The following is a 25,413-nucleotide window of genomic DNA, read 5'->3' on the forward strand; positions in this document are numbered from 1 at the left end:
GGCGCGTCACTCCTCGCCGGCCAGGCGCACGATCAGCACGTCGCTGGGCAGGGCTTCGAGCAGCCGTTCGGCAACGCTGCCGATGGCCGTGCGCAACAGGCCGGTGCGGCCATGGGTGCCGGTGACGACCAGGTCGGAACGATGGTTGAAGGAATATTCCGACAGCACCGTTTCCGGCTGGCCGCATTCCATCACGACCTTGGGCGGCGCCACGTTGGCCAGTTCCGGCGTTTCGGCGATGAACTCGCGCGAACTCTGCTCGGCCGCGTGGTAGAAGCTGCGGGTCACGGCGTCGTCCGGCACGTTCTTGCCCTGGAACGGCACGTCATAGGCATGGAACAGCGTCAGGTCGGCGTTGGGCACCAGTTGCAGCGCGGCGCGCAGCGCCTGGCGCGAACCGGCCGAGAAGTCGGTGGCGACCAGCACGTCGCGGTACGGCTTGCGCGGACGGTTCTTGACCACCAGCACCGGCTGGCGCGCCTGGCGCACCAGTTTTTCCACCGTGGTGCCCAGCAGCAGGCGGCCCAGCGTCTCGTCGCGCGCGATGCCGGCGATGATCAGCGAGCAGCCGAAGCTGTCGGCGGTTTCCATGATGCGGACCAGGGGATCGCCCGTGACCACCACCACTTCGGTGGCCACGCCGGCGTTGGCCAGGTCCTCGGCCAGTTCGCGCTCGGCCACCGCCTTGTGGTCGGCGGCCAGCCGGCGCCAGACCGGCGTGGTCAGGCGCGCCGACACGCCGTGGTTTTCCATGACGTGCAGCACGACCAGCTTGGTATCGAGTTCCTTGGCCAGTTGCAGCGCGCGATCCAGGGCGCGATCACCCCGCGCGCTGAGATCCGTGGCCAGTAGGATGGGGCCAGGTTGTTGCGACATACGTTTCTCCCGAGATGGGGCCGGGCCGGTGGCTCCCGCTAGCCCGCCGGCCGGCCGATATCGCCCTTGCGGGCACACCCCCATTGTCCCGCCAGGGCGCGGACCGGGGCTTGACCGATATCAACGCACTTCCAGCGTAAGGGAGGATGGGGGGCGGCGGCAATGGCGGGGGGCGATGCCGTGTCAATACAATGGGGCCTGTCGCCCGTGCCGGGCAGCCGTTGCGCCCGCGGGTTTCGTCCCTCCCCCTTGCCGTTCCATGTTCTACGACCTTTCGCCCGCCCTGCTGCACACGCTCTACCTGGTCGCCATCGTGGCCGAAGCCATGACCGCGGCGCTGTCGGCCGGCCGGCGCGACATGGACTGGATGGGCGTCTGCATCATCGCCTGCGTCACCGCGCTGGGCGGCGGCTCGCTGCGCGACGTGCTGCTGGGGCACTATCCGCTGACCTGGGTGGTCCATCCCGAATACCTGTGGATGACGGCGGGCGCGGCGCTGCTGACCGCCCTGATCGCGCCTGTCATGCGGCGCCTGCGCAGCGTCTTCCTGCTGGCGGACGCGCTCGGCCTGGTGGCGTTCACGGTCATCGGCTGCCAGGTCGCGCAACTGATGCAGCTGCCGATCACGGTGGTGCTGATCAGCGGCATGATCACCGGCTGCGCCGGCGGGGTGCTGCGCGACGTGCTCTGCAACGAGGTGCCGCTGCTGTTCCGCAAGGAGCTGTACGCCAGCGTGTCGGTGGTGACCGGGGCGCTGTACCTGGGCGCGCAGGCCCTGGGGCTGCCGGCCAACGCTGCCGTGCCCATCGCGCTGGCGGTCGGCTTGGCGCTGCGCCTGCTGGCCCTGCGCTTCAATTGGCAGATGCCGAAGTTCGTGTACCGCGACGACTGGCATTGAGGTTCGCGCCGGACCTCATTCCTGCAACAATTTTCCTATTTGTGTTTCAATAAATTTCTAGTATCTTGTCGCTGTCGCAATACTTGCATCAGCAGTACAAGGGGAGCCGATTGGACGTCAAAGCGCCCGCCACGATTCCGTACTTCCTACAGGAACAGATTCGTGAGTTGATAGTGGATGGCACTATCAGGCCCGGGCAGCCATTGCGGGAACAGGAACTGGAGCAGCGTTTCGGCACCAGCCGCAGTCCCATCCGGGAAGCGCTGCGTCTGCTGGAACTGAGCGGCCTGGTGACGCATGTCCAGCGCAAAGGCTTCCGGGTCACCCTGTATTCCGAAACCCAGATCCGCCACCTGTACAAGCTGCGCGCGGAGCTGGAAGCCTATTGCATCCGCCAAGTCGCCGAGATCGACGACATTTCGCCGCTGGTGGCCGAACTGCGCGCCTATGACGAGGCGATCGCCGCCGCCATGGCCAAGCGCGACGTGCGCGCCTATATCGCGGCGCTGCGCGAGTTCTACCTGGCCGGCGCCCGCTTCACCGGCAACGCCCCGCTGGCCGAGGTGCTGACCAAGCTGTACGAACAGGTCGAGCCGCTGCGCTACCTGCTGGCGCGGCAGACCATGGAATCGAACAGGCTGCAGACCTATACGCAGGGCATCACGCAGGCGCTCGCCAGCCGCGATTTCGACCGCGCCGCGGAACTGACCCGCGGCTACGTGCTGGATGTGCTGCCGGGTATCCTGCGGGCCTACCACGAGGCCTCGCTGCAGGACGCCGAGGAACCCGCGCCGCGCTACGGCCGCGCGTAACCGCGGGACCGCGTCCGGCGCCCGAGGCGCCGACGCGTTCTTGCTGCGTCATCGAAACAGTGCCGCCCGTCGCCCGCGAATGGCGGCGTCAGGCGCGCGCGGACGGCGTGCGCACGGCGATGCCGGCCCGTTCCAGCGCCTCGCGGATGGCGCGCGCGAACACCAGCGCGTTGGGCTGGTCGCCGTGGATACAGAGCGTGTCGGCCTGCACCGGCACGTCCCTGCCGTCGACCGAGCGCACCTTGCCCTCGCGGACCATGCGCACCACCTGCGCCACGGCCTGGTCGACGTCTTCGATCATGGCGCCGGCGCGGGTGCGTGGCGTGAGCGAGCCGTCGTCCTGGTAGGAGCGGTCGGCGAAGACCTCGTTGGCCGCGGCCAGCCCGATGGCGCGCGCGGCGTCGATCAGCTTGCTGCCCGCCAGCCCGTAAAGCAGCAGCGTGGCGTCCACATCCTTGACTGCCTGGCAGATGGCGCGCGCCAGGCCTTCGTCCTTGGCGGCCATGTTGTAGAGCGCGCCGTGCGCCTTGACGTGATGCAGCCGCGCGCCTTGCGAGGCGGCCACGCCGGCCAGCGCGCCGATCTGGTAGACCGTGATGTCGTAGGCTTCGTCCGGCGTGATCGGGATCGCGCGGCGGCCGAAGCCCACCAGGTCCTGCAGGCTGGGATGCGCGCCCAGCGCCACGCCCTGCTTGAGGGCGGCGGCCACGGTCTTGCGCATGGTGGCGGGATCGCCGCCGTGGAAACCGCAGGCGATGTTGGCCGAGCTGACGAAGGCCAGCACCGCGGCGTCGTTGCCCATGCTCCAGGCGCCGTAGCTTTCGCCCATGTCGCAGTTCAGGTCGATGCTTGTGCTCATGATGGGGTTCCTGTGGAGGTTCGGGCGGTTATTCGGGGGCGCTTGCGAGCTGGCCTCAAGGGTGGCCAGGCCCGAGCAGCGCGCGCAGCGGCGCCAGCGCGTCCAGCAACTGGGCGAAGGCGCGTTCGCGCTCGCCGTCCAGGCGTTGCGCCTCGTCGAGTTCGATCATGGCGAACCGCAGCGCGCGTCCCGGCGCGTACTGCGCCAGCAAGGGCAGGTCGACGCTGGCGATCTGCGCGATCTTGGGATAGCCGCCGGTGGTCTGCCGGTCGGCCATGAGGATGATGGCCTCGCCGCCCGACGGCACCTGCACGGTGCCGAAGCAGGCCGCCTCGGACAGCATCTGGCGCGGCTGGCTCATGGACAGCGCCGGACCCTGCAGGCGGTAGCCCATGCGGTCGGACTGCGGGCTGATGCGGAATTCCGAGCCGCCGAAGGCGTGGCGGCTGGCTTCGGAGAATTCCTGCCACTGCATGCCGGGCAGGAAGCGGATGGCGTCGCGCTGCTTGTGGCCGAGCGTGCCGGGCAGGTAGATGCGCAGGTCCCACAGGGCCTTTTGCAGCGCGTCCAGGCCGTGGCCATCGAGCGCCTGGCGCAAGCCGACCTGGTCGCCCTTGGCCAGCGCGCGGCCCTCGAAGCCGCCGAAGCCGCTGCGCAGGTAGGTGGTTTCGCTGCCCATCACCGGCGCCAGCGCGAAGCCGCCGTGCACCGCCAGGTAGCCGCGCACGCCGTTGGCGGGCCGCGCGCCGAAGGCCAGCGTGTCGCCGGCGCGGGCCACCAGCGGCCGGTGCTGCGGGATCTCCTGGCCGTTGAGCGTGGCGCCCAGGTCGGCCCCGGCCAGCGCGAAGCAGGCCGGCGCGTCGAAGCGCAGCGTCGGGCCGGTCAGGGTCATTTCGAGCGTGGCGGGGTCGCCGCTGTTGCCGGCGAGCGCGTTGGCCAGGCGGTGGGCGCGTTCGTCCATGGCGCCGGCGGCCGGGATGCCCTGGTGCTGGTAGCCCTCGCGGCCGCGGTCCTGGAAGCTGGACAGCATGCCCGGCTTGATGATGGTGATGCTCACGACCGGTTCCCCCGCAGGCGCGCGAATTCGTCGGCGCTGATCGGCACGAAGCGCACCGAGTCGCCCGGCTGCAGGTAGGCGGCCGGCTCGCGCGCGGGGTCGAACATGGTCAGCGGCGTGGTGCCGATGATGTGCCAGCCGCCGGGCAGGCGGTTGGGGTAGATCACCGTCTGGCGGTTGGCGATGGCCACCGCGCCGGCCGGCACGGCGGTGCGCGGCGAGGGGCGCCGCGGCAGGTTCAGTTTTTCGTCGTGCACGCCCAGGTAGGCGTGGCCGGGGGCGAAGCCCAGCATGAACACCATGCTGCGCGGTCCGCTGTGCAGGGCGATGACTTCGTCGGGCGTCAGGCCGGCGGCGCGGGCGACCTCGTCGAGGTCGGGCCCGTGCTCGCCGCCGTAGCAGACCGGTACGTCGACCTCGCGGCCGGCGGCATTGTCGGCCGCGATGCCGTCGGCCAGCAGCGCTTCGATGCGCTCGGCCAGGTCGGCGTAGGTGGGGCCGTGGCCCAGCCCGTCGGGTCGGTAATGCACGGCCACCGCCACGAACGACGGCACCACGTCGGTCACCCCCGGCAGGCCGGCGTCGCGCAGCTTGCGCGCCGCCGCCAGACAGGTGCGGCCCACGGCGGCGTCGATCCGGTCGCCGAAAGAAACGATGAGGCAGCGGTCACCCTGGGGCTGGATGCGCCAGGTGGCTTCGGCCGAAGAAGATGGGTCTGGTGTTGCGTTCAACGGCACGAAACCTGTAGAGACGGATTACTTGGCGAACAACGAATCCAGGTTCTTGAACGCCTTGAATTCCAGCGCGTTGCCCGACGGATCCAGGAAGAACATGGTGGCCTGTTCGCCGACTTCGCCCTTGAAGCGGATGTAGGGCTCGATGACGAACTCGGCGCCGGCATCGGTCAGGCGCTTGGCCATGGCTTCCCATTGTTCCATGGAAAGCACCGCGCCGAAATGGCGCACGGGCACATTGTGCGAATCGACCGCGCTGGTGGCCTTGTGGCCGCACTCGCTGGGCGCCAGGTGGGCGACGATCTGGTGGCCGTAGAAGTTGAAGTCGATCCATTCGGGCGAGCTGCGGCCCTCCGGACAGCCCAGCTTTTCGCCGTAGAAGGCGCGGGCTTCGGCCAGGTCGCGGACCGGGAAGGCCAGGTGGAACGGCGGCAGGTTGGTTTGAGCGGTCATGAAAAGCTCCGGATGAGGCGGAAAAGGTAATTCAGAATGCGGACGATCGCTATCGGGTCGTGTCCTGAGCTGCTAGTTTATGAATTGTTTTTTTGATTGAAAAACGATATTTTTTGTGTCTTAGCATCGAAAATATTGATCGTGATCAAAGAATTCAAGACCTTCATCGCCGTGGCGCGCGATGGCACCTTCACCGGGGCGGGCGCCCAGCTGGGCCTGACCCAGTCGGCCGTCAGCGCGCAGATCAAGCGCCTGGAAGACTATCTGGGCGTGGCGCTGTTCGACCGCAGCGCGCGCGCCGCCGTGCTCAACGACCATGGCCGCGAGATGCTGCCGCAGGCCGAGGAACTGGTGGCCATGGCCGAGCGCATGGCGTCCACGGCCGGCGCCGGCCACGTCAGCGGATCGCTGCGCATCGGCGCCATCGCCTCGGTGCAGCAGGACCTGCTGGTGCGGGCGCTGGGCGAGTTCCGCGCCGGCTACCCCGACGTGCGGGTGCGGATCGTGCCGGGGGTGTCGCTGTCGCTGCTGGGGCAGGTGGACGCCGGCGAGGTCGACATGGCGCTGCTGATCCGGCCGCCGTTCGCGCTGCCGCCGGAATTGGGCTGGCAGCCGTTGCTGCGCGAGGAAGTGGTGCTGGCCATGCCGGCCGCGATGGCGTTGGCGCCGTGGCGCGAGGTGCTGGCGGCGCAGCCCTTCATCCGCTACGACCGCGCGTCGTTCGGCGGGCGCGTGGTGGACCTGTTCCTGAAGAAGCAGCGCATCACGGTGCACGAGGCCGTGGAGCTGGACGAGATCGAGGCCATCGCCAACATGGTGCGCCACGGACTGGGCGTGGCGCTGCTGCCGCGCTTGCGCGGCCTGGATACGGACGGCCTGCGGCTGGTGTCGCTGGGCGATGCGGCGTTTCATCGCGAGATCGGCCTCATCGGGCGGTTGCCGTTCGACGCCGGCAGCGTCCGCGGCAAGATGGCCGAGTGCCTGGCGCGGGCGGCGGGGGCCGCGTTGGCGCCCTGAGCCAGCCAGGGCGGTACAGTGTCGGGGATGCGATCGGCATTCGCGCCAAGACCGCCACCCACGCAGGACACCATGGCATCGACCTCACTGGAAAAACAGCTGCAATTCCTCCGCGAAATCGACCGGCTCAAGACCGTCGTCCGGCAATCGCCGCTGCTGGACCGCAGCCGCAAGGAGAATTCCGCCGAGCATTCCTGGCACCTGGCGCTGTACGCGCTGGTGCTGAGCGAATACGCGAGCGGTCCGGTGGATACCCAGCGGGTCATGCGGATGCTGCTGCTGCACGACGTGGTCGAGATCGACGTCGGCGATTTCCCGATCCACGGCGGATCGTCGGCGGCCTGGCAGGCCGAGCACGAGGACAAGGCGGCGCAGCGGCTGTTCGGCTTGCTGCCCTCGCCGCAGGGCGATGAGTTCCTGGCGCTGTGGCGGGAATTCGAGCAGGCCGAGAGCGAAGACGCGCGCTTCGCCAAGGCGCTGGACCGCTTCCAGCCGCTGCTGATCAACGTGTTCACGGGCGGCGGCACCTGGACCGAGAACGGCGTGTCGCGCGAGCAGGTGCTGGCCCGCTACGGTCCGGTCATCCAGCGCGGGGCGCCGAAATTGTGGGAAGTCTGTGAGCGCTGGGTGGCGGCGCATTTCGCGGGAGTTTCGCTGGCGGCGCCCGACGCGGTGGATTGAGCCGGCCGTCGAGGCCCTGGGCCGGGTGTCGCTATTGCCCGGCGCGCCGGCGCCAGAGATAGAGGCCGCTTCCCAGGATCACGATCACGACCAGGTCGAGCGCGGCCCAGATCAGCTTGAGCGGCAGGCCGGCGGTGTCGCCATAGTGCAGCGGCCGCGAGAACTGCAGCGCGCGCAGATACCAGGGCATGTCCGGCACCGCGGTCAGCTTGCCCGTGGGGGCATCGACCAGGACGGCGTCGAACAGGTGCGCGCCGAGGGCGGTGTCGCCTTTGGCCCACAGCAGATAGTGGCGGGGCAGGCCCAGGCTGGCATCGGGAAAGCGCAGCGATTCGACCTGCCTGCCCGGCACGGCGGCCCGCGCGGTGGCATAGGCCTGTTGCACCGAGGCCCAGGCCGTGGCGCTGGCCGGGGGAGTATCGATCCGGGGCGAAATCGCGACCTGGACCTCGGTCGACAGCCAATGGCGGAAGAAGGGAACCGCCAGTTCGTGCAGGGCGCCGGTCAGGCCCATCATCAGCGCCCAGACCACGGTGACGATGCCGAGCAGGTTGTGCAGATCCAGCCATTTCAGGCGGCGCGCGCGGTGGACGCGGACGGTGCCGAAGGGTAGTTTTTTCATGTACGGGTGATACAGCGCCACGCCCGATATCACCGCCAGCGAGAACAGCAGGGCCATGGCGCCCAGGAACAACTGGCCGGGCAAACCGCCGTAGAGATCGATGTGCAGGCGCGTCATGAGCGTCACGATGCGGCTGCCCAGCCCTTCGTCCGAATCGGCGATGGCGGCTCGCGGGGAGCCGTCGCGCGCATCGAACTCCAGGCGCAGCGACGGCGTCCAGGCGGCGGCCTGTGGCCCGGGGGCGAGCCCGAGCGTGATGCGGGGCGGATCGCGCAAGACTTCCACGTCGACGACCCGGTGCGCGCGATGGCGCGCCCGCGCCGCAGCGATGATGGCGTCGAGCGACGGCGCCGGCGTGCCCGGCGCAAGCGTGGACCAGGGCGGCGAGGGGTCGAGCCAGGTCACGATCTCTTCATCGAAGATCAATGGCAGGCCCGAGAGGCAGACCACCAGCAGAAACAGCGTACAGGCCAGGCTGGACCATTTGTGGATCCGATACCAGGCCTTGCCGCGCCCCGCCGGCGCGCGCCGCGATGAGGACGCCGGCGGTCGCGCGCCGGGCGTGGCGCGGGCTTGCGGCCGCACTAGAATTCCGCGGTCACGGACAGCAGCAGAGTGCGCGGCGCGGCAACCGTCAGCCCTTCGCGCGCGGCGGATTGCCAGTAGTGCTTGTTGAACACGTTTTCCACCGTCGCCCGCAACGTCACCGGCGTGCGGTTGATGTTCATGGCGTAGCGCGCGCCCACGTCGAAACGGGTCCAGCCAGGCAGTTGCTGGGTGTTGGCCGCGTCCACGTACTGGGTGCTGGTGCGTAGCATGCGTGCGGTCAAGGTCAGGCCCTGCACGAACGGAGTGTCCCATTCCGCCGCCGCGTTGAACTGCCAGCGCGGCACCGCCGGCGCGGCGCGGCCATCGTTCAGGCCGCCTTCGGTCTTGGTCAGCACGCCATTGGTGTACGCCACGCCGCCCAGCAGGCGCACGCGCGGCATCAGTTCTCCCTGCAGCAGGAATTCGACGCCGCGGTTGCGCTGCCGGCCGTCGGCCTGGTAGCGCAGGGTATCGGGGTCGACGTAGGCGCTGGGTTGCTCGATCTGGAACGCGCTCAAGGTCGCCGCGACCGTGCCGAAGTCGTACTTGGCGCCGATCTCGTACTGCTTGGAGACGTCGGGCTTGAAGGTCTCGCCGGCGTTCACGGCTTCCGCCGGCGCCGTGCCGCCCTGGCTCAGGCCTTCGATGTAGTTGCCGTACAGCGACAGGCGGTGGGTCGGTTTGACCACGAGCGCGATGGCCGGCGTGACGGCCGACTTGCCGTAGTCCGAGGTGCGGTCGCCGGTGGCCGGGTTGTAGTTGACCGACTGGACGCGCTGTTGGCGCAGGCCAGCGGTCAACTGCACCGCGCCGTCCATCACGGACAGCGTATCGGCCAGCGCCACGCTGTACAGCCGCGTTTCGCTCGTCTTGCCCAGGTCGGTGGGCTTGGCGATGTTCGGCTTGGCCAGATCGACGGGATCGTACAGGTCCGAGAACACCGTGGACGAGCGCACCCGCGCCGATGAATAGTCGATATCGAGGAAGCTGGCGGACAGCGTCGGCTCGTGCTTGACCGGGCCGGTATCGAAGCGGCCGCGGATGCCGACCTCGCCGGTCTTGCTTAGCAGCCGTTCGTTGAGGCGGGCGGGCACGGATCCGATGCGGCCGGCCGAGTCGAGCATCAGCCAGGTGGTCTGCAGGCTTTCGAAGTCGTGCTTGCGGGCGCCCAGCGCGCCATAGACGGTCCAGTCATCGGAAAGGTCATACTCGGCGCGGACGTCGCCGCTCCATTCCTTGGCCTTCCAGTAGGTCCAGTCGGGGAAGAAGTTGCGCTTTGGGTCCGGCGCCTGGCCGATTTCCTGGCCGCCGCCGGGCGGGAACAGCAGGCCGCTGCGGGCATCGGTCACGCGGTTCTGGTAGTTGATGTCGCCGTCGATGCGCAAGCGGTTGCCGCGATAGTCCAGGCCGAGCGAGACCGCGCCCAGGTCTTCGCCGGCGCCGGAGATGTTCATGTCGCCGCCGCTGCGCAGCACATTCAGCCGCACGCCGGTACGATCATCCTCGCCGAAGCGACGGGCGATATCCGCCTGCGCGCCGAACTGGTTGTTCTCGATGTACGACAGCGTCATGCGGTTGAGCGGTTCATCACCCGCGCGCTTGGGCACCAGGTTGATGGAGCCGCCGATCGAGCCGAACGGGGCCATGCCATTGAGCAGCGCATTGGGGCCGCGCAGCACCTCGACGCGTTCGATGCCGATCAATGACGTGGCGTTGCGCGGCGAGATGCCGTACAGGCCGTTGTAGGCGACGTCGTAGTTGAACAGCGTAAAGCCGCGGACATTGAATTCGTCGCGGCCCGCGCCGCGCGAATAGGTGTTGCGGACCGAGGGATCGTTGACCAGCACGTCGCCAATGTTCTGCGCCTGTTGGTCTTCGATCAGCTTGGCCGTGTACGACGTCGCGCTGAACGGGGTGTCCAGGAAGTCGCGGTTGCCCAGCAGGCCGATGCGCGCGCCGCGCGCCACTTCGCCGCCCGCGTACGCTTCAGGCAGCGCCGAGGCGCTGGCGCCGCTCACCACCACGGCGGGCAGGATGGTGGCGGATGTCGCCGGGGCGGGCCGCAGCGCGTAGCCGCCCTCGGCCCGGCGCACGGCTTCCAGGCCGGTGTTGGCGAGCAGGACGCGGAACGCGCTGTCGACGCTGTGGGCGCCGCGCACGCCGGGGCTGGTCTTGCCGGCGGTCATGTCGGCCGGCACGCTGAGCAGGATGTTGGCCTGTTCGGCAAAGCGGCTCAGGGCGCCCGCCAGGGGGCCCGCGGGCACGTCATAGGCATGAGTGGCGCTGACGGCGCGGGCGGCGTCCTGGGCATGGGCCGCCGGGGCCAGCGCGGTCATCAGGAGCGTGCCGAGCACGGTCTCGCGCAACACGCGATTCATGGCAACGGGCCGAGGCGATGAGGGATTGAACGACCCGGGGCGGGCGGGGAGGCGAGGGCGGCGCATGGAGCGGTCTTCCTTGGAGCAGGGATGGGCAAGGAGAGGGCCGCGGCTTGTGCGCCGGGCGTCGCCTGGCTGTCCGGGCGGGCCGGGCGGCGGGGACGCGACACGGGTCTGCTTGGTCCTCTCTCCCTGTTGATCGAACGAGCCGCGTAAAAGCGAACCGAGGCGTCGATTTTTCTTAAAGGCCTTACTTCGGTTCGAGCGTCGTCCACCACGGCAAGGTGCGCTGGATGCGGATCGGCAATTCGCGTTCGAGCATCGACAGCGTGCGCGGCAGGTCGCTGGCCGGGTAGCGGCCCACGACGCGCAGGCCGGCGATGCGAGGATCCACGCCGGTGTGGCCGACGTGATAGCGCCCAAGTTCCGCGACCAGATCGTCCAGCGGGAGGTTCTCGGCCAGGATCACGCCGCGAGACCAGGCTTCGCGGGCAGGATCGGCCGGTGCGGCCTCGGAGATCGTGTTGGCGGTGTAGCGCTTCTGTTCGCCGCCGCGTACCAGTGTTTCCTGCCCGGAGAGGGTGCGGATTCTTACCTGGCCCTCGTAGACGGCCAGCAGGATGTCGTGGTCCTCCTGCCTGACCGTGTAGCGGGTACCCAGGGCCTGCAGCCGGCCGAAGCGGGTGTCGACGAAGAACGGGCGTTGGCGCGCATCTTTGGCGGTATCGGTGAGAATCTCGCCACCGGTCAGGGTCAGCAGGCGTTGCGTCTCGTCGAGGCGCACGTTGATGGCGCTGCGGGTGTTGAGCCAGACGCGGGTGCCGTCGTCCAGGACGAGCTGGCGTTGCTCGCCGATGCCGGTGGCATAGTCGGAACGCCAGGCCGTCACGACGGCGGGCAGTGGCGTGAAGCGCCAGCCCAGCCAGCCCAGCCAGCCAAGCATGCCGACACCGCCGAGCGCGAGGATGCGGCTCGCCGCCCGACGGCGCGCGGAGGGGCGGTGCGAGGCGATCTGGACCGCTTGCTCGGCGGCGTCGCGTTCGCCATCGACGCGCAGCACCGCAAAGCGACGGCTCACCGCTTCGACGTGGGCCCAGGCGCTGCGGTGTTCGGGCCGCGCGTCGAACCAATGTTGCCAAGCGAGTCGTTGCCGGGCGTCGATATCGGCATTTTGCAGGCGGGCGTACCACTCGGCCGCGACTTTCAGGCTTTCATAATCCGCCTGGGAGAGGCCCGACGTCACGGCCGGGCGGGGCGCTGCCATTAATTGAGTCCGGCGTCGATCAACGCCAGGTGCAGCATGGCCTGGGCCAGGTATTTCTGTACCATCCGCAGCGATACGCCCATCTGGTCGGCGATCTCGCGGCTGGAAAGCCCATGTATCTGAGCCTGGATGAACGCTGTGCGGGTTTTTCCCGGCAAGCGCCCAAGCCATTCGCCGACTTCCAGCAGGGTTTCGATGACCAGCGCCTGATGCTCCGGCGATGGCGCGTAGGCTTCGGGCTGCGCGGCCAGGCTGTCAAGCCAGGCCTGTTCCACCTGGCGGCGGCGCCAGAGGTCGGTGCACAGGCCCTGCGCCATGGTGCGCAGGTAGGCGCGGGCGGCGCCGGCGCTGGCGAAGCCATCGGGCGCGGGCCGGACGATCAGGCGCAGGAAGGCGTCGTGCGCCAGATCGGCGGCATCCGCCGCATTGCCGAGGCGGCGCCGCAGCCATCCCAGCAGCCAGCCGTGATGATCGCTGTAAAGAGCGTGCAGGTCTTGCTGCACGGGGAGATCGGCGGCGGACATCGGACGGACCCAGACGCGGGAGGAACGCCTATTTCAATATGGATAGGAATGGTTATCGTTTATAACTGAAGTTCGATAGGTCGCGCAATGCCGGCAGACCCAGGCCCGCCTGACGCTGCCGCCGCGACCCAGGAAAAAGGCCCGCGCGAGCGGGCCTTTTTCGTCCAGAGCGCCGCCGTTTACAGCCGGTCGCAGCGCACGGTGATCGGATGATCGCGCAGCGTCGTCATGACCAAATCATCGACCTCGCCGTCGACGTCGGTGATCACGTAGCCGATCTGGCCCTTGGTCTGCAGCGTCTGGCTGACGATGTTCAGGCCGTGCTGCGCCATCAGGTTGTCCAGCGTGCCCAGCGCGCCGGGGGCGTTGCGGTGCACGTGCAGGATGCGGGTGGCGCCGGCCTGTTCCAGGTAGGGCAGTTCGGGGAAGTTGACCGCGCCCTTGGTGGTGCCGGCCTGCAGGAAGCGCACCAGCTTCTCGGCCACTTCGCGGCCGATGTTCTCTTGCGATTCCTGCGTGCTGCCGCCGATGTGCGGGGTCAGGATGACGTTGGGCAGGCCGATCAGCGGGCTGGCCAGCGGTTCGTCGGCGCCCTTGGGTTCGGTGGGGAACACGTCGAGCGCGGCGCCCGCCAGGTGGCCGGACTTGAGCGCGGCGTGCAGGGCGTCGATGTCGACCACGGTGCCGCGCGAGGCGTTGATGAGGATGGCGCCGCGGCGCATGCGGGCAATGGTCTCCGCATTCATGATGTTCTCGGTGGACTTGCCGCCGGGCACGTGCAGGGTGACCACGTCGGCCTGTTCCAGCAGGTCGTTGAGCGAGCCGGCCGGACGCGCGTTGCCCAGCGGCAGTTTGGCTTCGACGTCGTGGTAGATGACGCGCATGCCGAGGCCTTCGGCCAGGGTGCTGATCTGCGAGCCGATGTTGCCGTAGCCGACGATGCCGAGCGTCTTGCCGCGGGTCTCGAAGGCGCCGGCGGCGCTCTTGTCCCAGTGGCCGAGATGGACGCGGGCGTTCTTCTCGGGGATCCGGCGCAACAGCAGGATGGCTTCGCCCAGCACCAGCTCGGCGACCGAGCGGGTGTTGGAGAAGGGCGCATTGAACACCGGGATGCCGCGCTGCATGGCGGTGTCGAGGTCGACCTGGTTGGTGCCGATGCAGAAGCAGCCGACCACGCGCAGGTCGGGGTTGCCGGACAGCAGGGCGGCATCCAGGTGGGTACGAGAACGGATGCCCGCGACCTGGGCGCCGCGCAGGGCGTCCTGCAGCTGCGCCGGCGGCAGGGCCGCGGCGTGCGTGACGATGTCGGTGTAGCCGGCGGCTTCGAAGACGGCGCGGGCGCTCGGGTGGATGTTCTCGAACAGGACGATGTGTGCCATGACTGCCAGGGGTCGGGTGAGAAATGCGTTTTATTTATTGTGGCGCATTTTTGCTGCGGTGCAAGAGGTACCCATTGCCCGGGTGGGGATGAATTGTTTCAGAACGGCCGGGCGGCGCCCGGCCGGGAGCATCCCGGGGCATCTCCTAACGATACGCCTGGAACACCTTGGCGCCGCCGCGCTTGTCCACCAGCAGGACATCATGTGGCGTCTTGCGGCCGCCGTATTCGGGGCCGTCCATGCCGGGCGAACCCAGCGGCATGCCAGGCGCGGCAAGGCCGGGGGCATCGGGCTTTTCGAGCAGCAGGCGGCGCACGTCGCTGGCCGGCACGTGGCCTTCGATGGCATAGCCGTCCACCACGGCCGTATGGCACGAGCCATAGTCGGCCATGCCGGCATTGCGGCGCACCGGGCCGGTGTCCTGGACGTCGTGGGTGGTGACCTCGAAGCCGTTGTCGCGCATGTGCTTGACCCAGTCCTCGCAGCAGCCGCAGGTGGGCGTCTTCCACACCTGGACCTTGGGGGCGGATTGGGCCTGCGCGAGGATCGGCGCGGCGTACAGGGGCAGGGACAGCGCGGCCGCCAGCAGCAGGCGACGGGCGGGGATGAGAGGTGTTTTCATGGGTCTCCGCGAGAAAGATCAGAACCAGAAGCTCACGCCGGCCAGCACGGCGGCCTGCGAGCGACCTTGGCCGGCGGCGGACGCATAGTCCGCGGTGCGGCCGAACTTACGTTCGAAGGATACCCCGACGTAGGGCGCGAACTGGCGCGTGATTTCGTAGCGCAAGCGCAGCGACAGCGAAGCGTCGGACAGGCCCGAGCCGATGCCGCGCTCCGGGTCGTTGCGGCCGTAGGCGCTGGCCTCGATCTCCGGCGTGAAAATCAGACGCTGGGTAAGCAGCAGATCGTACTCGGCCTTCAGGGCCAGCGCGGTGCGGCCCGATGGGCCGGCGTAGGCGGTGGTCTCGAACTCGATGTTGTAGGGCAGCACGCCCTCGAGGCCGAGCGCGGCCCAGTTGCGCTTGGGACCGGTGCCGAAGTCGCGCCGCGCGCCCAGTTGCAGGTCCCAGAAAGGCGAGATGGCGTGACTCCAGAGGGCCTCGACCTTGGCGCCGGAACCGCCGCCGCTTTCGCGTTCGCCTTCGCTCTTGATCACCAGCCGGTCGGTGGCGGTGCCCCACCAGAAGCGGCCGTCCCATTCCAGCGCGTTCTGGCCGTCGCGGTTGCGCGACCAGCCGAACTTGTCGAACAGCAGCCGCGACGAGGCGTCCCTGTCCATCATGTGTGGGTGCAGGCCGTAGCTGTCATAGCCACGCTCGCCGGCGCCGTCGCTGGACGGCAGGCTGCCGACGGCCGGCGCGCCGTGGTCAATGCCGGGCATGGAGGAATGATCCATGACGGGCGGCATCGCTGGCTTTGGCTTGGCGCTGCCGTGGTCCATGCCGGGCATGGACGAATGATCCATGGCGGGCGGCATCGCTGGCTTTGGCTTGGCGCTGCCGTGGTTCATGCCGGGCATGGAGGAATGGTCCATGGCGGGCGGCATCGCGGGCTGTGGCTTGGCGGCGCCGTGGTTCATGCCCGGCATCGAGCCATGATCCATGCCGGCGTGGTCGTTCATGGCCTGGCCGAGGGCCGGCTGGCCGGCCAGGGCCGCCAGCAGGGCGGCGGCCAGCGCGGCGTGGCGGAACGGGGGAAAGGAAGTGCGCATATTCCGGTTTCTCATCGCCTACTCCACCACGACCGCCCTGAACATGCCGGCCTCCATGTGGTACAGCAGGTGGCAGTGGTAGGCCCAGTTGCCGCGGGCATCGGCGCTGACGCGGTAGCTCAGGCGCTGCGCCGGATTGAGCGACAGGGTGTGCTTGCGGACCTGGAAGGCGCCGTCGGGCGATTCCAGGTCGCTCCACAGGCCGTGCAGGTGGATGGGGTGGGTCATCATGGTGTCGTTGACCAGCACGAAGCGCACGCGCTCGCCGTAGCGCAGCACGATGGGCTTGGCGTCGGAGAACTTCACGCCGTTGAACGACCACATGTAGCGTTCCATGTTGCCGGTCAGGTGCAGCTCGATCTCGCGGGTCGGCGCGCGGTTGTCGTCGGGTTCGCGGATCGAGCGCAGGTCGGCGTAGGTCAGCACGCGGCGGCCGTTGTCGCGCAGGCCGATGCCGGGGTCGTCCAGGCGGGTGGAGACCACGTCGGGCAGCATCGAATTGCCGGGGCCGCGTTCCTCGGGATAGGGGTGCCTGACCTCGACGATGCCGCCCTGGTCCGCGCCGCCGCCGTGGGAGCTGCCGTGGTCCATGCCGGGCATGGCGCCATGGTTCATGCCGGCCATCGCGCCGGGGGCGGCGGCCGCGGCACCGTGGTCCATGCCAGCCATTGCGCCGGCGGTCGCCGCGGGCGCGGCGCCATGATCCATGCCGCCCATGTCGTGCTTCATGCCCATGTCCATCATGCCGAGCAGCTGCACCCGGTCGACCGCGGGCACCTCGGCCTGCATGCCGGGGCGCGGCGCCAGGGTGGCGCGGGCGTAGCCGGAACGGTCCATGGCCTGCGAGAAGATGGTGTAGGCGCGGTCTTCGGCGGGCTCGACGATCACGTCGTAGGTCTCGGCCACGGCGATGCGGAATTCCTCCACGTCGACCGGCCGCACGTCCTGGCCGTCGGCCGCCACCACCGTCATCTTCAGGCCGGGGATGCGCACGTCGAAGTACGTCATGGCCGAGCCGTTGATGAAGCGCAGCCGCACGCGTTCGCCCGGCTTGAACAGGCCGGTCCAGTTGCCGGCCGGCGTCGCGCCGTTGGTCAGGAAGGTGTACGTGGCGCCGGAGACGTCCGCCAGGTCGGACGGGTTCATGCGCATCTGTTCCCACATCAGGCGCTCGGACAGCGCCGCCCGCCACCCCTTCTCGCCGGCCTCGCGGATCAGGCTCTCGACGCTGGGCTGGTTGCGGTTGTAGTAGTCGGGCATGGCCTTGAGCTTGTCGAAGACCCGCATCGGGTCTTCGTCCGTCCAGTCCGACAGCAGCACGGTGTAGTCACGGTCCGCGGCGATGGGATCGGGCCGCTTCGGGTCGATGACGATGGCGCCGTACAGGCCGGTCTGCTCCTGGAACCCCGAGTGGCTGTGATACCAGTAGGTGCCGCTCTGGCGCACGTCGAAGCGGTAGGTGAAGGTCTGGCCCGGATCGATGCCCGGGAAACTCAGGCCCGGCACGCCGTCCATTTCCGTGGGCAGCAGGATACCGTGCCAGTGGATCGAGGTCTGTTCGCGCAGGCGGTTGGTCACGCGCAGCGTGACCGTGTCGCCCTCGCGCCAGCGCAGCAGCGGGGCCGGCACCTGGCCATTGACGGTGGTGGCGATGCGGGCGGCGCCGGTGTAGTTGACCGGCGTTTCGCCGATCTCCAGGTGGAATTCGGTGCCGCGCAGTTCGGCGGGCGCGGCCGCGGCCTGCGCCGCGCGCGGGCCCGCGCTGGCGGCGCGCCAGCCGCCCAGCGCCGCCAACGCGCCGCCGGCGGCCAGTCCCTGCACGAAGCGGCGGCGGGTGGGAATAGGGAAGGTTTTCATGAGGGATCCGCGGCGGCGTTATTGCACCGACACCGCGCCCTTCATGCCGGCGGTGTAGTGGCCGGGTTCCAGGCAGCCGAAAGAAACGGTGCCGGCGCGGTCGAACTTCCAGACGATCTGGCCGCTCTTGCCCCCCTCCAGCGAGATCGCGTTGGCCTCTTCGTGGCGCATGCCGGGGTCCTTCATCATCATGGCGTAGTGGGCCTGCAGGTCGGCGTCGGTGCCCAGCACCATTTCGTGGCGGATGCGGCCCGAGTTGCGCACGTTGAAGCGCACGGTCTCGCCGGCCTTGACCTGCACCTGCGCCGGCGTGAAGCGCATGGCGTCGGTCATGTCGATGTCGATGCTGCGGGTGACGCGGGCGGCGTCGCCGGGCGTGCCGATGGGGGCGGAGGCCGCCGGCATGGCGTGGCCGGCGTGTTCGCCATGGGCGCCGGCGGCGAAGGCGGTGCCGGTGCCGAGCAGGGCGGCCAGGGCCGTGATCTGGGTGATGCGGAGCAAAGTGCCTTTCATGCTGTTCCCTTGATGGGGGTTGACCATGGGAGACACTTTAGGAAAACCGGGGTGACCCGGTTCTGTCGCGAAGATTACTTCTTTGTAATGTGGCCGCCGGCGGTGTCCGGGCCCGACCCGCGCAGGGTGATGCCGACCACCGTGCCATCGGCGCCGGAGGCCGCGTCGACCTCGCCGCCATGCATGCGGGCGATGGCGCGCACGATCGCCAGGCCCAGGCCGTGGCCCTCGCTGCGCGGCGCGCGCGCCTGGCCGGAGCGGAAGAAGCGGTCGAAGATGCGCGGCAGGTCGGCCGCCGGAATCGGCGCGCCGGGGTTGCGCACTTCGACCCGCGCGCCGGCCGGGCGAGGCTGGCAGGCCAGCACGATCTCGCCGCCGCGCGGCGTGGCCTTGATGGCGTTGGAGATCAGGTTCGCCAGCGCGCGGCGCACCAGTCCGGGGTTGGCGGCGACGATGGCGTCGCCGTCGCAGCGCAGCGTGACGCCGCGGTCTTCCAGCGCCGCCTCGTAGAAGTCGGCGACGCGTCGGGCCTCGGCGGCCAGAGACACCGGCGCCAGGTCGGCGGCGCGCTCGCCGCGGTCGGCGCGGGCCAGGAACAGCATGTCGTTGACCAGCGTCTTCAGGTCTTCCAGCGTTTCCAGGTTGGATTCGAGCGCGTCGCGCAGCTCGGCCGCGTCGCGGCCGCTGGACAGGGTCACCTGGGTGCCGTTGATCAGTGTGGCCAGCGGCGTGCGCAGTTCGTGCGCCACGTCGGCGTTGAATCCTTCCATCTGCTGGTAGGCGGCCTGCAGCCGTTCCAGCGTGCGGTTGAACGACAGCACCAGCTCATGCAGCTCGCGGTCGGTGTCGCGCAGCGGCAGGCGCACGGCCAGGTTGTCGGGCTGGATGCGGGCCGCCTGTTCCGACAGCCGCCGCGTGGGCGCCATGCTGCGGCGCACGGCCCAGGCCGCCAGCACCACGGTGGCGCCCACCCATAGCGCGCAGATCAGCGCCAGCGCGGTGCCGTAGGCGTACAGGAACTGCGAACTGGTGCGGGTGCTGACCGCCACCGTCAACTGCGCGCCTGGCAGGATGCGGTCGTCGACCGCGACGCGCAGGCCGCGCAGGCGGCTGCCGTCGGCCTGCTGCAACAGCACCTGCCGGTCCGGCAGGACCTGCAGGGTTTCGGGGATGGCGCCGCCATAGACTGGATGGCCCTGCGCGTCGACGATCCAGATGCCGAGCTGGCTCTGGCCGGCGCGCATGTCGTCGAAGGTGGCGGCCAGGTCGTGCAGGCCGCGCGCGTTGTTCTGCATGTCGATCAGGTGGTTGATCAGTTCCAGCTTGCCGCTGACCTCGGTGATCTCCTGGCGTTCGACTTCGCGCTTGAGGGCCCAGAACAGGGTGGCGCCGGCCAGGCTGGAAACCAGCAGCGCGATCGCGCCCAGCAGCAGGGTCAGGCGCGCCTGCATCGAGCGCACGCGCGGCGGCTTCATCCGCGCGCGGGCTCCGGCCGCGATTCGAGCACGTAGCCCATGCCGCGCACGGTGTGCAGCAGCTTGGCCTCGAACGGGTCGTCCAGCTTGCTGCGCAGGCGCCGCACGGCCACGTCGATGACGTTGGTGTCGCTATCGAAATTCATGTCCCAGACCTGTTCGGCCAGGGTGGTGCGCGACAGCACCTGGCCCTGGCGCCGTAGCAGCAGGGCCAGCAGGTTGAATTCCTTGGCGGTCAGGTCCAGGCGGCGGCCGCCGCGCGCGACCTTGCGCCGCGCCAGGTCCAGTTCCAGGTCGGCCAGGCGGAACACGGTGGGTTCCTGCGAGCGGCCGCGCCGCAGCAGCGCCTGCACGCGGGCCAGCAGCTCGGAGAAGGCGAAGGGCTTGATCAGGTAATCGTCGGCGCCGCCTTCCAGCCCGCGCACGCGGTCCTCGACGGCGTCGCGCGCGGTCAGCATCAGGATCGGCGTGTCCTTGTTGGCGCGCACCGCGGCCAGGATGCCGAAGCCGTCCACGCCGGGCAGCATCACGTCCAGCACGATCAGGTCGTAGGCGCCTTCCAGCGCCAGGTGCAGGCCGTTGACGCCGTCGCGCGCCAGGTCGACGACATGGCTCTGCTCCGACAGGCCTTTCTTGAGGTAGTCGGCCAGCTTGGGTTCGTCTTCGATGACCAGGATGCGCATGGCCGGGAATTTACCATCCGCGCCGCGGTTGCGGCGCGGATCATGCGCGTGGCGCGCCGGCGTGTCAGGCGGATGGGTCGACCGCGATGCGATCCGGCGGGAAGCGCAGCGCGAACAGGCTGCCCTTGCCGGGCTCGCTGCTGATGAGCAGCTCGGCATCGTGGCGCATGGCGATGTGCTTGGTGATGGCCAGGCCCAGGCCGGTGCCGCCGACCGCGCGCGAGCGGCCGCGGTCGACGCGGTAGAAGCGTTCGGTCAGGCGCGGGATGTGGCGCGCGGGGATGCCGATGCCGGTGTCCTGCACGCTGTAGCGCCCGCCGCCGTCGGCCTCGCGTTCCCAGCGCACGGTGATGGTGCCGCCGTCGGGCGTGTAGCGCACGGCGTTGGTCAGCAGGTTCGACAGGGCCGAGGTCAGTTCGGTCTCGGCGCCGAGCACGTCGACGGTTTCGTCGATGTGCCATTCAATCACATGGCGTCCGCCCGACAGCGCCTCGATCTGCTGGCGCGCCTTTTGCAGCAGCGCGCCCATGTTGACCGCGCGCGGGTCGCTGCCCGGCGACGATTCCAGCGTCGACAGCGTCAGCAGGTCCTCGACGATGGCCTGCATGCGCTGGGCCTGCTCGTGCATCATGTCCAGGTACTGCGCCCGCCGCTCGGGCGGCAGGGCGTCGGCGGGCATGTCGCGCAGCGTTTCCAGGAAACCGGCCAGCACCGTCAGCGGCGTCCGCAGTTCGTGCGAGACGTTGGCGACGAAATCGCGGCGCGTGGTTTCCAGGCGCTCGATCTGGGTCACGTCGCGGGTGATGAGCAGGCGCTGATTGCTGGCGTAGGCCGTCAGCTGCATCATCATCAGCCGCTCCTGGCCGTTCTGGCCCAGGCGCACCAGGATGGGATCGGGCCAGGAGGCGCGGTGCGCGTATTCGACGAATTCCGGCGCGCGCAGCAGGTTCAGCAGGTTGTGGCCGCGGTCGGCCGGCAGGCGCAGGCCCAGGTGCTGGCGCGCCATGCGGTTGCACCAGTCGATCTGGAAGTCTTCATTGAGCGTGACCGCGCCGTCGGGCAGGGCCTGAGCCGCCGCCAGCATGCCCTGCATGGTGTCGCGGGTTTCGGCCAGCTCGCGGGCCCGGGCCCGGGTGTAGCGGTACAACGGGGCGAGGATATCGTCCCAGGGGCCGACCGAGGCGGGCGGCGAGGTGTCGGGATGCCTGGCCCAGTGCGACACCAGGTGCAGGCGCCAGCTGCGCCACAGCAGCATGACGACCAGAGCGGCGCTGAACAGCACCCAACCGGCCGGATCTCCAATGAGCCATTGCGCCAATAGCGCGATCGCCGCCCACAGGGCGACCAGGATAAGGGTGCGCAGCCAGATCATCGTGCGGGAGTTTTACCGCGCCGGGACCTGTGCCGTAAACCGGTAGCCGCTGCCGCGCACCGTTTCCACATGGGCGTCGTGGCCGCTGGGCTCCAGCGCCTTGCGCAGCCGGCGGATATGCACGTCGACGGTGCGTTCCTCGACGAAGACATGATCGCCCCAGACCTGGTCCAGCAGTTGCGAGCGCGAGAACACGCGTTCCGGATGGGTCATGAAGAAATGCAGCAGGCGGAATTCGGTGGGGCCGATCTGCAGCGACTGGCTGTTGCCCGACAGGCGGTGCGTCACCGGATCGAGCTTGAGGCCGCCGACGTCGATCACGTCGTCGGTCAGCTGCGGCGCGCGGCGGCGCAGCACGGCCTTGATGCGGGCCATCAGCTCCTTGGGCGAGAAGGGCTTGGTGATGTAGTCGTCGGCGCCGGCTTCGAGGCCGTCGACCTTGTCCTGCTCGGAACCCTTGGCGGTCAGCATGATGACCGGGACGGCGCGGGTGCGCTCGTCGTTGCGCAGCTTGCGCGCCATGGCCAGGCCGGAGGTGCCGGGCAGCATCCAGTCCAGCAGGATCAGGTCGGGCAGTTCGGCGCGGATCAGGGTCTGGGCCTGGTCGGCGTCGAAGGCGCGCAGCACCTTGTGGCCGGCGAAGGACAGGTTGACGGCGATCAGTTCCTGGATTGCGGGTTCGTCTTCGACGACGAGGATGGTGCTGGACATGGCGGATAGGGCACGCTTCGGAGCGCCGGCGCGGCGCGAACATTGCGATAGTATGGCCGCAATATTTCAGGTATGTGACCGCACGGCGCCTTCCCGCGCCCGCGGGCGGCATCCGGCGGGCCCCGATAGGCTACCATTGGACGATATATCGGGAATTCACCATGCAAAACCCCTCCGAATCGCAACATTCCGCGGATTCCGCGTCCCAATCGACGCATTTCGGCTTCCAATCGGTGCCGGAAAGCGAAAAAGCCCGCAAGGTCGCCGAAGTCTTCCACTCGGTGGCGCAGCGCTACGACATCATGAACGATTTCATGTCGGCCGGCCTGCACCGCGTCTGGAAGGCCTTCACCATCGGCCGCGCCGCCATCCGCCCCGGCATGAAGGTGCTGGACATCGCCGGCGGCACCGGCGACCTGGCCAAGGCTTTCGCCAAGCGCGCCGGCCCCACCGGCGAGGTCTGGCTGACCGACATCAACGATTCCATGCTGCGCGTCGGCCGCGACCGCCTGGCCGACGCCGGCCTGCTGGTGCCCACCGCCGTCTGTGACGCCGAGCGCCTGCCGTTCCCGACGGGCTATTTCGACCGCGTCAGCGTGGCTTTCGGGCTGCGCAACATGACCCACAAGGATCGCGCCCTGGCCGAGATGACCCGCGTGCTCAAGCCGGGCGGCAAGCTGCTGGTGCTGGAGTTCTCCCGCATCGCCAAGCCGCTGGCGCCGGCCTACGACTGGTATTCCTTCAACGTGCTGCCCTGGCTGGGCAAGACCGTGGCCAAGGACGAGGCCAGCTACCGCTACCTGGCCGAATCCATCCGCATGCATCCCGACCAGGAAACCCTGGCGGACATGCTGCGCACCGCCGGCCTGGAGCGGGTGCAGTACTTCAACCTGACGGCCGGCATCGCGGCCCTGCACGAGGGCGTGCGCCTGGCCTGATTGCGCTGGGTCCGATTCGGCTTGCCGTTGCCCCGGGGAACTTGTGGGGCGGCGGCTTGTCCGTTATTCTTACGTCATTCAGATTACTGTAAGGAAGTCGCGCTGAAGGACCGCACGATCCGTGCGGCCTTCCGCTGCTCGGGGGCAGCGGGGCGCGGGTACGAGGGAGCACATCCATGACCAAATTCTGTTTCTCGCGGTTTGTCGCCGCGGCGCTCATCGCCATTTCCGGCGCCGCGCTGGTAACGGCGTCGTTCGACGCCGAAGCCCGCCGCGCCGGCGGCGGCAGCAGCGTCGGCCGCCAATCCTCCAATGTGACCCAGCAGCGCCAGGCCACCACGCCGCCGACCGCCGCCAGCAACACCGCGGGCGCCACCGCGGCGCCGGCGGCCGCCGGCGCGGCCACGGCCGGTGCCGCGGGCGCCGCCGCCAAGAGCGGCGCATCGCGCTGGCTGGGCCCCATCGCCGGCATCGCCGCCGGCCTGGGCATCGCCGCCCTGCTGTCGAGCATGGGCCTGTCGGGCGCTTTCGCCGAATTCCTGTCGTCAGCGCTGCTGATCGCCCTGGTCGTGTTCGCCGTGATGTTCATCATCCGCCGCCTGCGCGGCGCGGCGCCGCGTCCGGCCACCCAGGGCGCCTTCGGTGGCGCCAACAACGCGCCCGGCCAGCCGCAGCAACAGCCCATGTGGCGTGAAGCGCTGAAGCCGACCGCCCCGGCTGCGGCCCCGGCCGCTGCCGCCGCGGCGCCGGCCGCGGTGCTGCCCAAGGCAGGCGACGACAACAACTGGTTCGTGCCCGGCGACTTCGATACGCCCAACTTCCTGAAGCAGGCCAAGGAACAGTTCGTGCGCATCCAGGCCGTGTGGGACAGCGGCAGCACCGATCGCCTGCGCGACTACCTGACCGACGACCTGATCACCGAGCTCAAGCCGCAGTTGGCCGAGCGCGGCGCCGCGCCCAACAAGACCGAAGTGGTGCTGCTGAACGCCGAGCTGCTGGGCATCGAAACGGTGTCCGACGGCCACCTGGCCAGCGTGCGCTTCTCGGGCATGCTGCGCGAGACCCCGGGCGCCGAAGCCTTCCGCTTCGAGGAAGTCTGGAACCTGTTCAAGCCCGCCAACGGCGGCTGGCTGCTGGCCGGCATCCAGCAGATCCCGGTGGAATACGCCAGCTGATCCGGCTGGCGCCAACCTTCTGCTATCGCGGCGGCCTCGCGGCCGTCCGCCACAACCGGCCCCTCAGGGCCGGTTTTTCCATGCGCGGGCGCAAACCGCGTCCCGACTGTCCGGAACACACCCCCATCCAACCCGTTACACTCCCGATTTACCCATCAACTTCGTCAGCCCCGTTGCGCGGGGTCGCGGACCGTCATGTTGCCCTTTTCGTTTCTGCCCACTCCTGCACGGCTGGCCGTCGGCGCGCTCAACGCCCTGTTGAAGCGTGAGGACTGGGCGCGCGAACGCCTGGCCCGCCACGCCGGCAAGACAGTGCGCTTCGCGCTGGGCGGCTTCACGCTGGGCCTGACCATCGACAGCGAGGGGCTGGCGGCCCAGGCCGATGCTGCCGTGGTGCCCGACGTGACCCTGACGGTGGCGCCCGAGAAGCTGCCGCTGCCGCGCCTGGGCGCGGGCGGCGCGGCGCCCGATTTCGCCGAAGCCACGCACATTTCCGGCGACGCCGCCCTGGCCCAGGTGGTGGCGGACCTGTCCAAGCAGTTGCGCTGGGACCCGGAAGACAGCCTGGCCCGGCTGGTGGGCGACATTCCCGCGCTGCGCATCGCCGGCGGGCTGCGCGCGGCCGCCGGCGGCGCGCGCCAGGCCGGCCAGCGCCTGGCCGAGAACGTGTCCGAATACCTGGCCGAGGAAAACGGCATGTTGCTGGGGCGGCCGGCGCTGGAGCAATGGCGCCTGGACCTGGCCGAGCTGAACGCCCGCGCCGACGCGCTGGCGCGCTCGGCCGCCGCCCTGCAGAACCGGCTGGCCACGGCCGCCTCCAAGCGGGGCGCCTGATC

Annotated in this window: 25 protein-coding genes; 7 read left to right on the forward strand and 18 right to left on the reverse strand. The window is 69.3% G+C overall.

From position 1 onward, the window contains the following. Positions 1–6: 6 nt before the first annotated feature. Positions 7–876, reverse strand: coding sequence for a universal stress protein (locus AC6CR5_RS22555; RefSeq protein WP_006386843.1), 870 nt, complete (start codon positions 874–876; stop codon positions 7–9). Positions 877–1,135: 259 nt separating this feature from the next. Here AC6CR5_RS22555 and AC6CR5_RS22560 point away from each other — a divergent pair, with 259 nt between their 5' ends. Together AC6CR5_RS22560 and AC6CR5_RS22565 are read left to right on the forward strand one after the other, a co-directional pair. Beyond that, positions 1,136–1,774: a trimeric intracellular cation channel family protein gene (locus AC6CR5_RS22560; RefSeq protein ID WP_006386844.1), complete on the forward strand. Its 639-nt coding sequence runs from the start codon at positions 1,136–1,138 to the stop codon at positions 1,772–1,774. A gap of 110 nt (positions 1,775–1,884) precedes the next feature. Further along, positions 1,885–2,586, forward strand: a complete 702-nt coding sequence (locus AC6CR5_RS22565; RefSeq protein WP_024067588.1) for a GntR family transcriptional regulator — start codon at positions 1,885–1,887, stop codon at positions 2,584–2,586. Positions 2,587–2,674: 88 nt separating this feature from the next. Here AC6CR5_RS22565 and AC6CR5_RS22570 read toward each other — a convergent pair whose 3' ends face one another. The 4 genes from AC6CR5_RS22570 to AC6CR5_RS22585 are packed head-to-tail and all read right to left on the reverse strand — an operon-like array spanning position 2,675 to position 5,689. Further along, positions 2,675–3,445: a LamB/YcsF family protein gene (locus tag AC6CR5_RS22570; RefSeq protein ID WP_026385182.1), complete on the reverse strand. Its 771-nt coding sequence runs from the start codon at positions 3,443–3,445 to the stop codon at positions 2,675–2,677. Positions 3,446–3,500: 55 nt separating this feature from the next. After that, a complete protein-coding gene (locus AC6CR5_RS22575; RefSeq protein WP_049053066.1) occupies positions 3,501–4,502 on the reverse strand; it encodes a 5-oxoprolinase subunit C family protein in 1,002 nt (333 codons plus the stop codon). Further along, entirely contained in the window at positions 4,499–5,233 is a 735-nt protein-coding gene (gene pxpB, locus AC6CR5_RS22580) for a 5-oxoprolinase subunit PxpB (RefSeq protein WP_054439324.1), read from the reverse strand. Before pxpB ends, AC6CR5_RS22575 begins: the two co-directional genes overlap by 4 nt. A 24-nt stretch (positions 5,234–5,257) precedes the next feature. Then, a complete protein-coding gene (locus AC6CR5_RS22585; protein WP_498084970.1) occupies positions 5,258–5,689 on the reverse strand; it encodes a VOC family protein in 432 nt (143 codons plus the stop codon). A 141-nt stretch (positions 5,690–5,830) separates the two neighbouring features. Between AC6CR5_RS22585 and AC6CR5_RS22590 the strand changes: the two genes are divergently transcribed. Both AC6CR5_RS22590 and AC6CR5_RS22595 read left to right on the forward strand, forming a co-directional pair. Next, positions 5,831–6,706: a LysR family transcriptional regulator gene (locus tag AC6CR5_RS22590; protein WP_006386853.1), complete on the forward strand. Its 876-nt coding sequence runs from the start codon at positions 5,831–5,833 to the stop codon at positions 6,704–6,706. A gap of 72 nt (positions 6,707–6,778) precedes the next feature. Continuing rightward, a complete protein-coding gene (locus tag AC6CR5_RS22595; RefSeq protein WP_054483603.1) occupies positions 6,779–7,387 on the forward strand; it encodes an HD domain-containing protein in 609 nt (202 codons plus the stop codon). 31 nt (positions 7,388–7,418) lie between these two features. Here AC6CR5_RS22595 and AC6CR5_RS22600 read toward each other — a convergent pair whose 3' ends face one another. From AC6CR5_RS22600 to phoB, 13 genes are all read right to left on the reverse strand, one after another. After that, positions 7,419–8,594 carry a PepSY-associated TM helix domain-containing protein gene (locus AC6CR5_RS22600; protein WP_498084971.1) on the reverse strand — a complete coding sequence of 392 codons (1,176 nt, stop codon included), beginning with the start codon at positions 8,592–8,594 and terminating at the stop codon, positions 7,419–7,421. Continuing rightward, complete coding sequence (locus AC6CR5_RS22605; RefSeq protein WP_155871768.1) at positions 8,594–10,975, reverse strand: TonB-dependent receptor; 2,382 nt, start codon at positions 10,973–10,975, stop codon at positions 8,594–8,596. Before AC6CR5_RS22605 ends, AC6CR5_RS22600 begins: the two co-directional genes overlap by 1 nt. Before the next feature lie 250 nt (positions 10,976–11,225). Continuing rightward, positions 11,226–12,239, reverse strand: a complete 1,014-nt coding sequence (locus AC6CR5_RS22610; protein WP_498084972.1) for a FecR domain-containing protein — start codon at positions 12,237–12,239, stop codon at positions 11,226–11,228. Then, positions 12,239–12,763, reverse strand: coding sequence for a sigma-70 family RNA polymerase sigma factor (locus AC6CR5_RS22615; RefSeq protein ID WP_047993025.1), 525 nt, complete (start codon positions 12,761–12,763; stop codon positions 12,239–12,241). The genes AC6CR5_RS22610 and AC6CR5_RS22615 overlap by 1 nt, the downstream gene beginning before the upstream one ends. A gap of 179 nt (positions 12,764–12,942) precedes the next feature. Beyond that, entirely contained in the window at positions 12,943–14,142 is a 1,200-nt protein-coding gene (gene serA, locus AC6CR5_RS22620) for a phosphoglycerate dehydrogenase (RefSeq protein WP_006386855.1), read from the reverse strand. Between the two features lie 145 nt (positions 14,143–14,287). Next, positions 14,288–14,764, reverse strand: coding sequence for a DUF411 domain-containing protein (locus AC6CR5_RS22625; RefSeq protein ID WP_498084973.1), 477 nt, complete (start codon positions 14,762–14,764; stop codon positions 14,288–14,290). Positions 14,765–14,782: 18 nt separating this feature from the next. After that, positions 14,783–15,607, reverse strand: coding sequence for a copper resistance protein B (locus tag AC6CR5_RS22630; protein ID WP_422841693.1), 825 nt, complete (start codon positions 15,605–15,607; stop codon positions 14,783–14,785). A 264-nt stretch (positions 15,608–15,871) separates the two neighbouring features. After that, positions 15,872–17,710: a copper resistance system multicopper oxidase gene (locus AC6CR5_RS22635; RefSeq protein WP_498084974.1), complete on the reverse strand. Its 1,839-nt coding sequence runs from the start codon at positions 17,708–17,710 to the stop codon at positions 15,872–15,874. Between the two features lie 18 nt (positions 17,711–17,728). Next, positions 17,729–18,223 carry a cupredoxin domain-containing protein gene (locus tag AC6CR5_RS22640; RefSeq protein ID WP_020925380.1) on the reverse strand — a complete coding sequence of 165 codons (495 nt, stop codon included), beginning with the start codon at positions 18,221–18,223 and terminating at the stop codon, positions 17,729–17,731. Between the two features lie 74 nt (positions 18,224–18,297). Continuing rightward, positions 18,298–19,698: a heavy metal sensor histidine kinase gene (locus AC6CR5_RS22645; protein ID WP_020925379.1), complete on the reverse strand. Its 1,401-nt coding sequence runs from the start codon at positions 19,696–19,698 to the stop codon at positions 18,298–18,300. Beyond that, positions 19,695–20,381 (reverse strand): heavy metal response regulator transcription factor, encoded by a 687-nt coding sequence (locus AC6CR5_RS22650; RefSeq protein WP_006386860.1) that lies wholly within the window; start codon positions 20,379–20,381, stop codon positions 19,695–19,697. Before AC6CR5_RS22650 ends, AC6CR5_RS22645 begins: the two co-directional genes overlap by 4 nt. Positions 20,382–20,445: 64 nt before the next feature. Continuing rightward, positions 20,446–21,753 carry a phosphate regulon sensor histidine kinase PhoR gene (gene phoR, locus AC6CR5_RS22655; protein ID WP_498084975.1) on the reverse strand — a complete coding sequence of 436 codons (1,308 nt, stop codon included), beginning with the start codon at positions 21,751–21,753 and terminating at the stop codon, positions 20,446–20,448. 12 nt (positions 21,754–21,765) lie between these two features. Beyond that, complete coding sequence (gene phoB, locus AC6CR5_RS22660) at positions 21,766–22,464, reverse strand: phosphate regulon transcriptional regulator PhoB (protein ID WP_006386862.1); 699 nt, start codon at positions 22,462–22,464, stop codon at positions 21,766–21,768. Positions 22,465–22,625: 161 nt separating this feature from the next. Between phoB and ubiE the strand changes: the two genes are divergently transcribed. The 3 genes from ubiE (at position 22,626) to AC6CR5_RS22675 (ending at position 25,411) form a co-directional block, all read left to right on the forward strand. Continuing rightward, positions 22,626–23,402 (forward strand): bifunctional demethylmenaquinone methyltransferase/2-methoxy-6-polyprenyl-1,4-benzoquinol methylase UbiE, encoded by a 777-nt coding sequence (gene ubiE / locus AC6CR5_RS22665; protein WP_107316722.1) that lies wholly within the window; start codon positions 22,626–22,628, stop codon positions 23,400–23,402. A gap of 176 nt (positions 23,403–23,578) precedes the next feature. After that, on the forward strand, positions 23,579–24,577 hold the full coding sequence (locus tag AC6CR5_RS22670) for a Tim44 domain-containing protein (protein ID WP_020925378.1): 999 nt from the start codon (positions 23,579–23,581) through the stop codon (positions 24,575–24,577). Positions 24,578–24,772: 195 nt separating this feature from the next. Beyond that, positions 24,773–25,411, forward strand: a complete 639-nt coding sequence (locus tag AC6CR5_RS22675) for a ubiquinone biosynthesis accessory factor UbiJ (protein ID WP_026383598.1) — start codon at positions 24,773–24,775, stop codon at positions 25,409–25,411. The last annotated feature ends 2 nt before the right edge of the window (positions 25,412–25,413 follow it).

This window comes from Achromobacter sp. EG18, from assembly GCF_059759395.1.

Bases quoted from the DNA above. Each gene is read 5' to 3' on its own strand.
- AC6CR5_RS22555 (WP_006386843.1), bottom strand. From the start codon at position 876: ATGTCGCAACAACCTGGCCCCATCCTACTGGCCACGGATCTCAGCGCG.
- AC6CR5_RS22560 (WP_006386844.1), top strand. From the start codon at position 1,136: ATGTTCTACGACCTTTCGCCCGCCCTGCTGCACACGCTCTACCTGGTC.
- AC6CR5_RS22570 (WP_026385182.1), bottom strand. From the start codon at position 3,445: ATGAGCACAAGCATCGACCTGAACTGCGACATGGGCGAAAGCTACGGC.
- AC6CR5_RS22585 (WP_498084970.1), bottom strand. From the start codon at position 5,689: ATGACCGCTCAAACCAACCTGCCGCCGTTCCACCTGGCCTTCCCGGTC.
- AC6CR5_RS22595 (WP_054483603.1), top strand. From the start codon at position 6,779: ATGGCATCGACCTCACTGGAAAAACAGCTGCAATTCCTCCGCGAAATC.
- AC6CR5_RS22605 (WP_155871768.1), bottom strand. From the start codon at position 10,975: ATGAATCGCGTGTTGCGCGAGACCGTGCTCGGCACGCTCCTGATGACC.
- AC6CR5_RS22610 (WP_498084972.1), bottom strand. From the start codon at position 12,239: ATGGCAGCGCCCCGCCCGGCCGTGACGTCGGGCCTCTCCCAGGCGGAT.
- AC6CR5_RS22615 (WP_047993025.1), bottom strand. From the start codon at position 12,763: ATGTCCGCCGCCGATCTCCCCGTGCAGCAAGACCTGCACGCTCTTTAC.
- serA (WP_006386855.1), bottom strand. From the start codon at position 14,142: ATGGCACACATCGTCCTGTTCGAGAACATCCACCCGAGCGCCCGCGCC.
- AC6CR5_RS22625 (WP_498084973.1), bottom strand. From the start codon at position 14,764: ATGAAAACACCTCTCATCCCCGCCCGTCGCCTGCTGCTGGCGGCCGCG.
- AC6CR5_RS22630 (WP_422841693.1), bottom strand. From the start codon at position 15,607: ATGGATCATTCGTCCATGCCCGGCATGGACCACGGCAGCGCCAAGCCA.
- AC6CR5_RS22635 (WP_498084974.1), bottom strand. From the start codon at position 17,710: ATGAAAACCTTCCCTATTCCCACCCGCCGCCGCTTCGTGCAGGGACTG.
- AC6CR5_RS22640 (WP_020925380.1), bottom strand. From the start codon at position 18,223: ATGAAAGGCACTTTGCTCCGCATCACCCAGATCACGGCCCTGGCCGCC.
- AC6CR5_RS22645 (WP_020925379.1), bottom strand. From the start codon at position 19,698: ATGAAGCCGCCGCGCGTGCGCTCGATGCAGGCGCGCCTGACCCTGCTG.
- AC6CR5_RS22650 (WP_006386860.1), bottom strand. From the start codon at position 20,381: ATGCGCATCCTGGTCATCGAAGACGAACCCAAGCTGGCCGACTACCTC.
- phoR (WP_498084975.1), bottom strand. From the start codon at position 21,753: ATGATCTGGCTGCGCACCCTTATCCTGGTCGCCCTGTGGGCGGCGATC.
- phoB (WP_006386862.1), bottom strand. From the start codon at position 22,464: ATGTCCAGCACCATCCTCGTCGTCGAAGACGAACCCGCAATCCAGGAA.
- ubiE (WP_107316722.1), top strand. From the start codon at position 22,626: ATGCAAAACCCCTCCGAATCGCAACATTCCGCGGATTCCGCGTCCCAA.
- AC6CR5_RS22670 (WP_020925378.1), top strand. From the start codon at position 23,579: ATGACCAAATTCTGTTTCTCGCGGTTTGTCGCCGCGGCGCTCATCGCC.
- AC6CR5_RS22675 (WP_026383598.1), top strand. From the start codon at position 24,773: ATGTTGCCCTTTTCGTTTCTGCCCACTCCTGCACGGCTGGCCGTCGGC.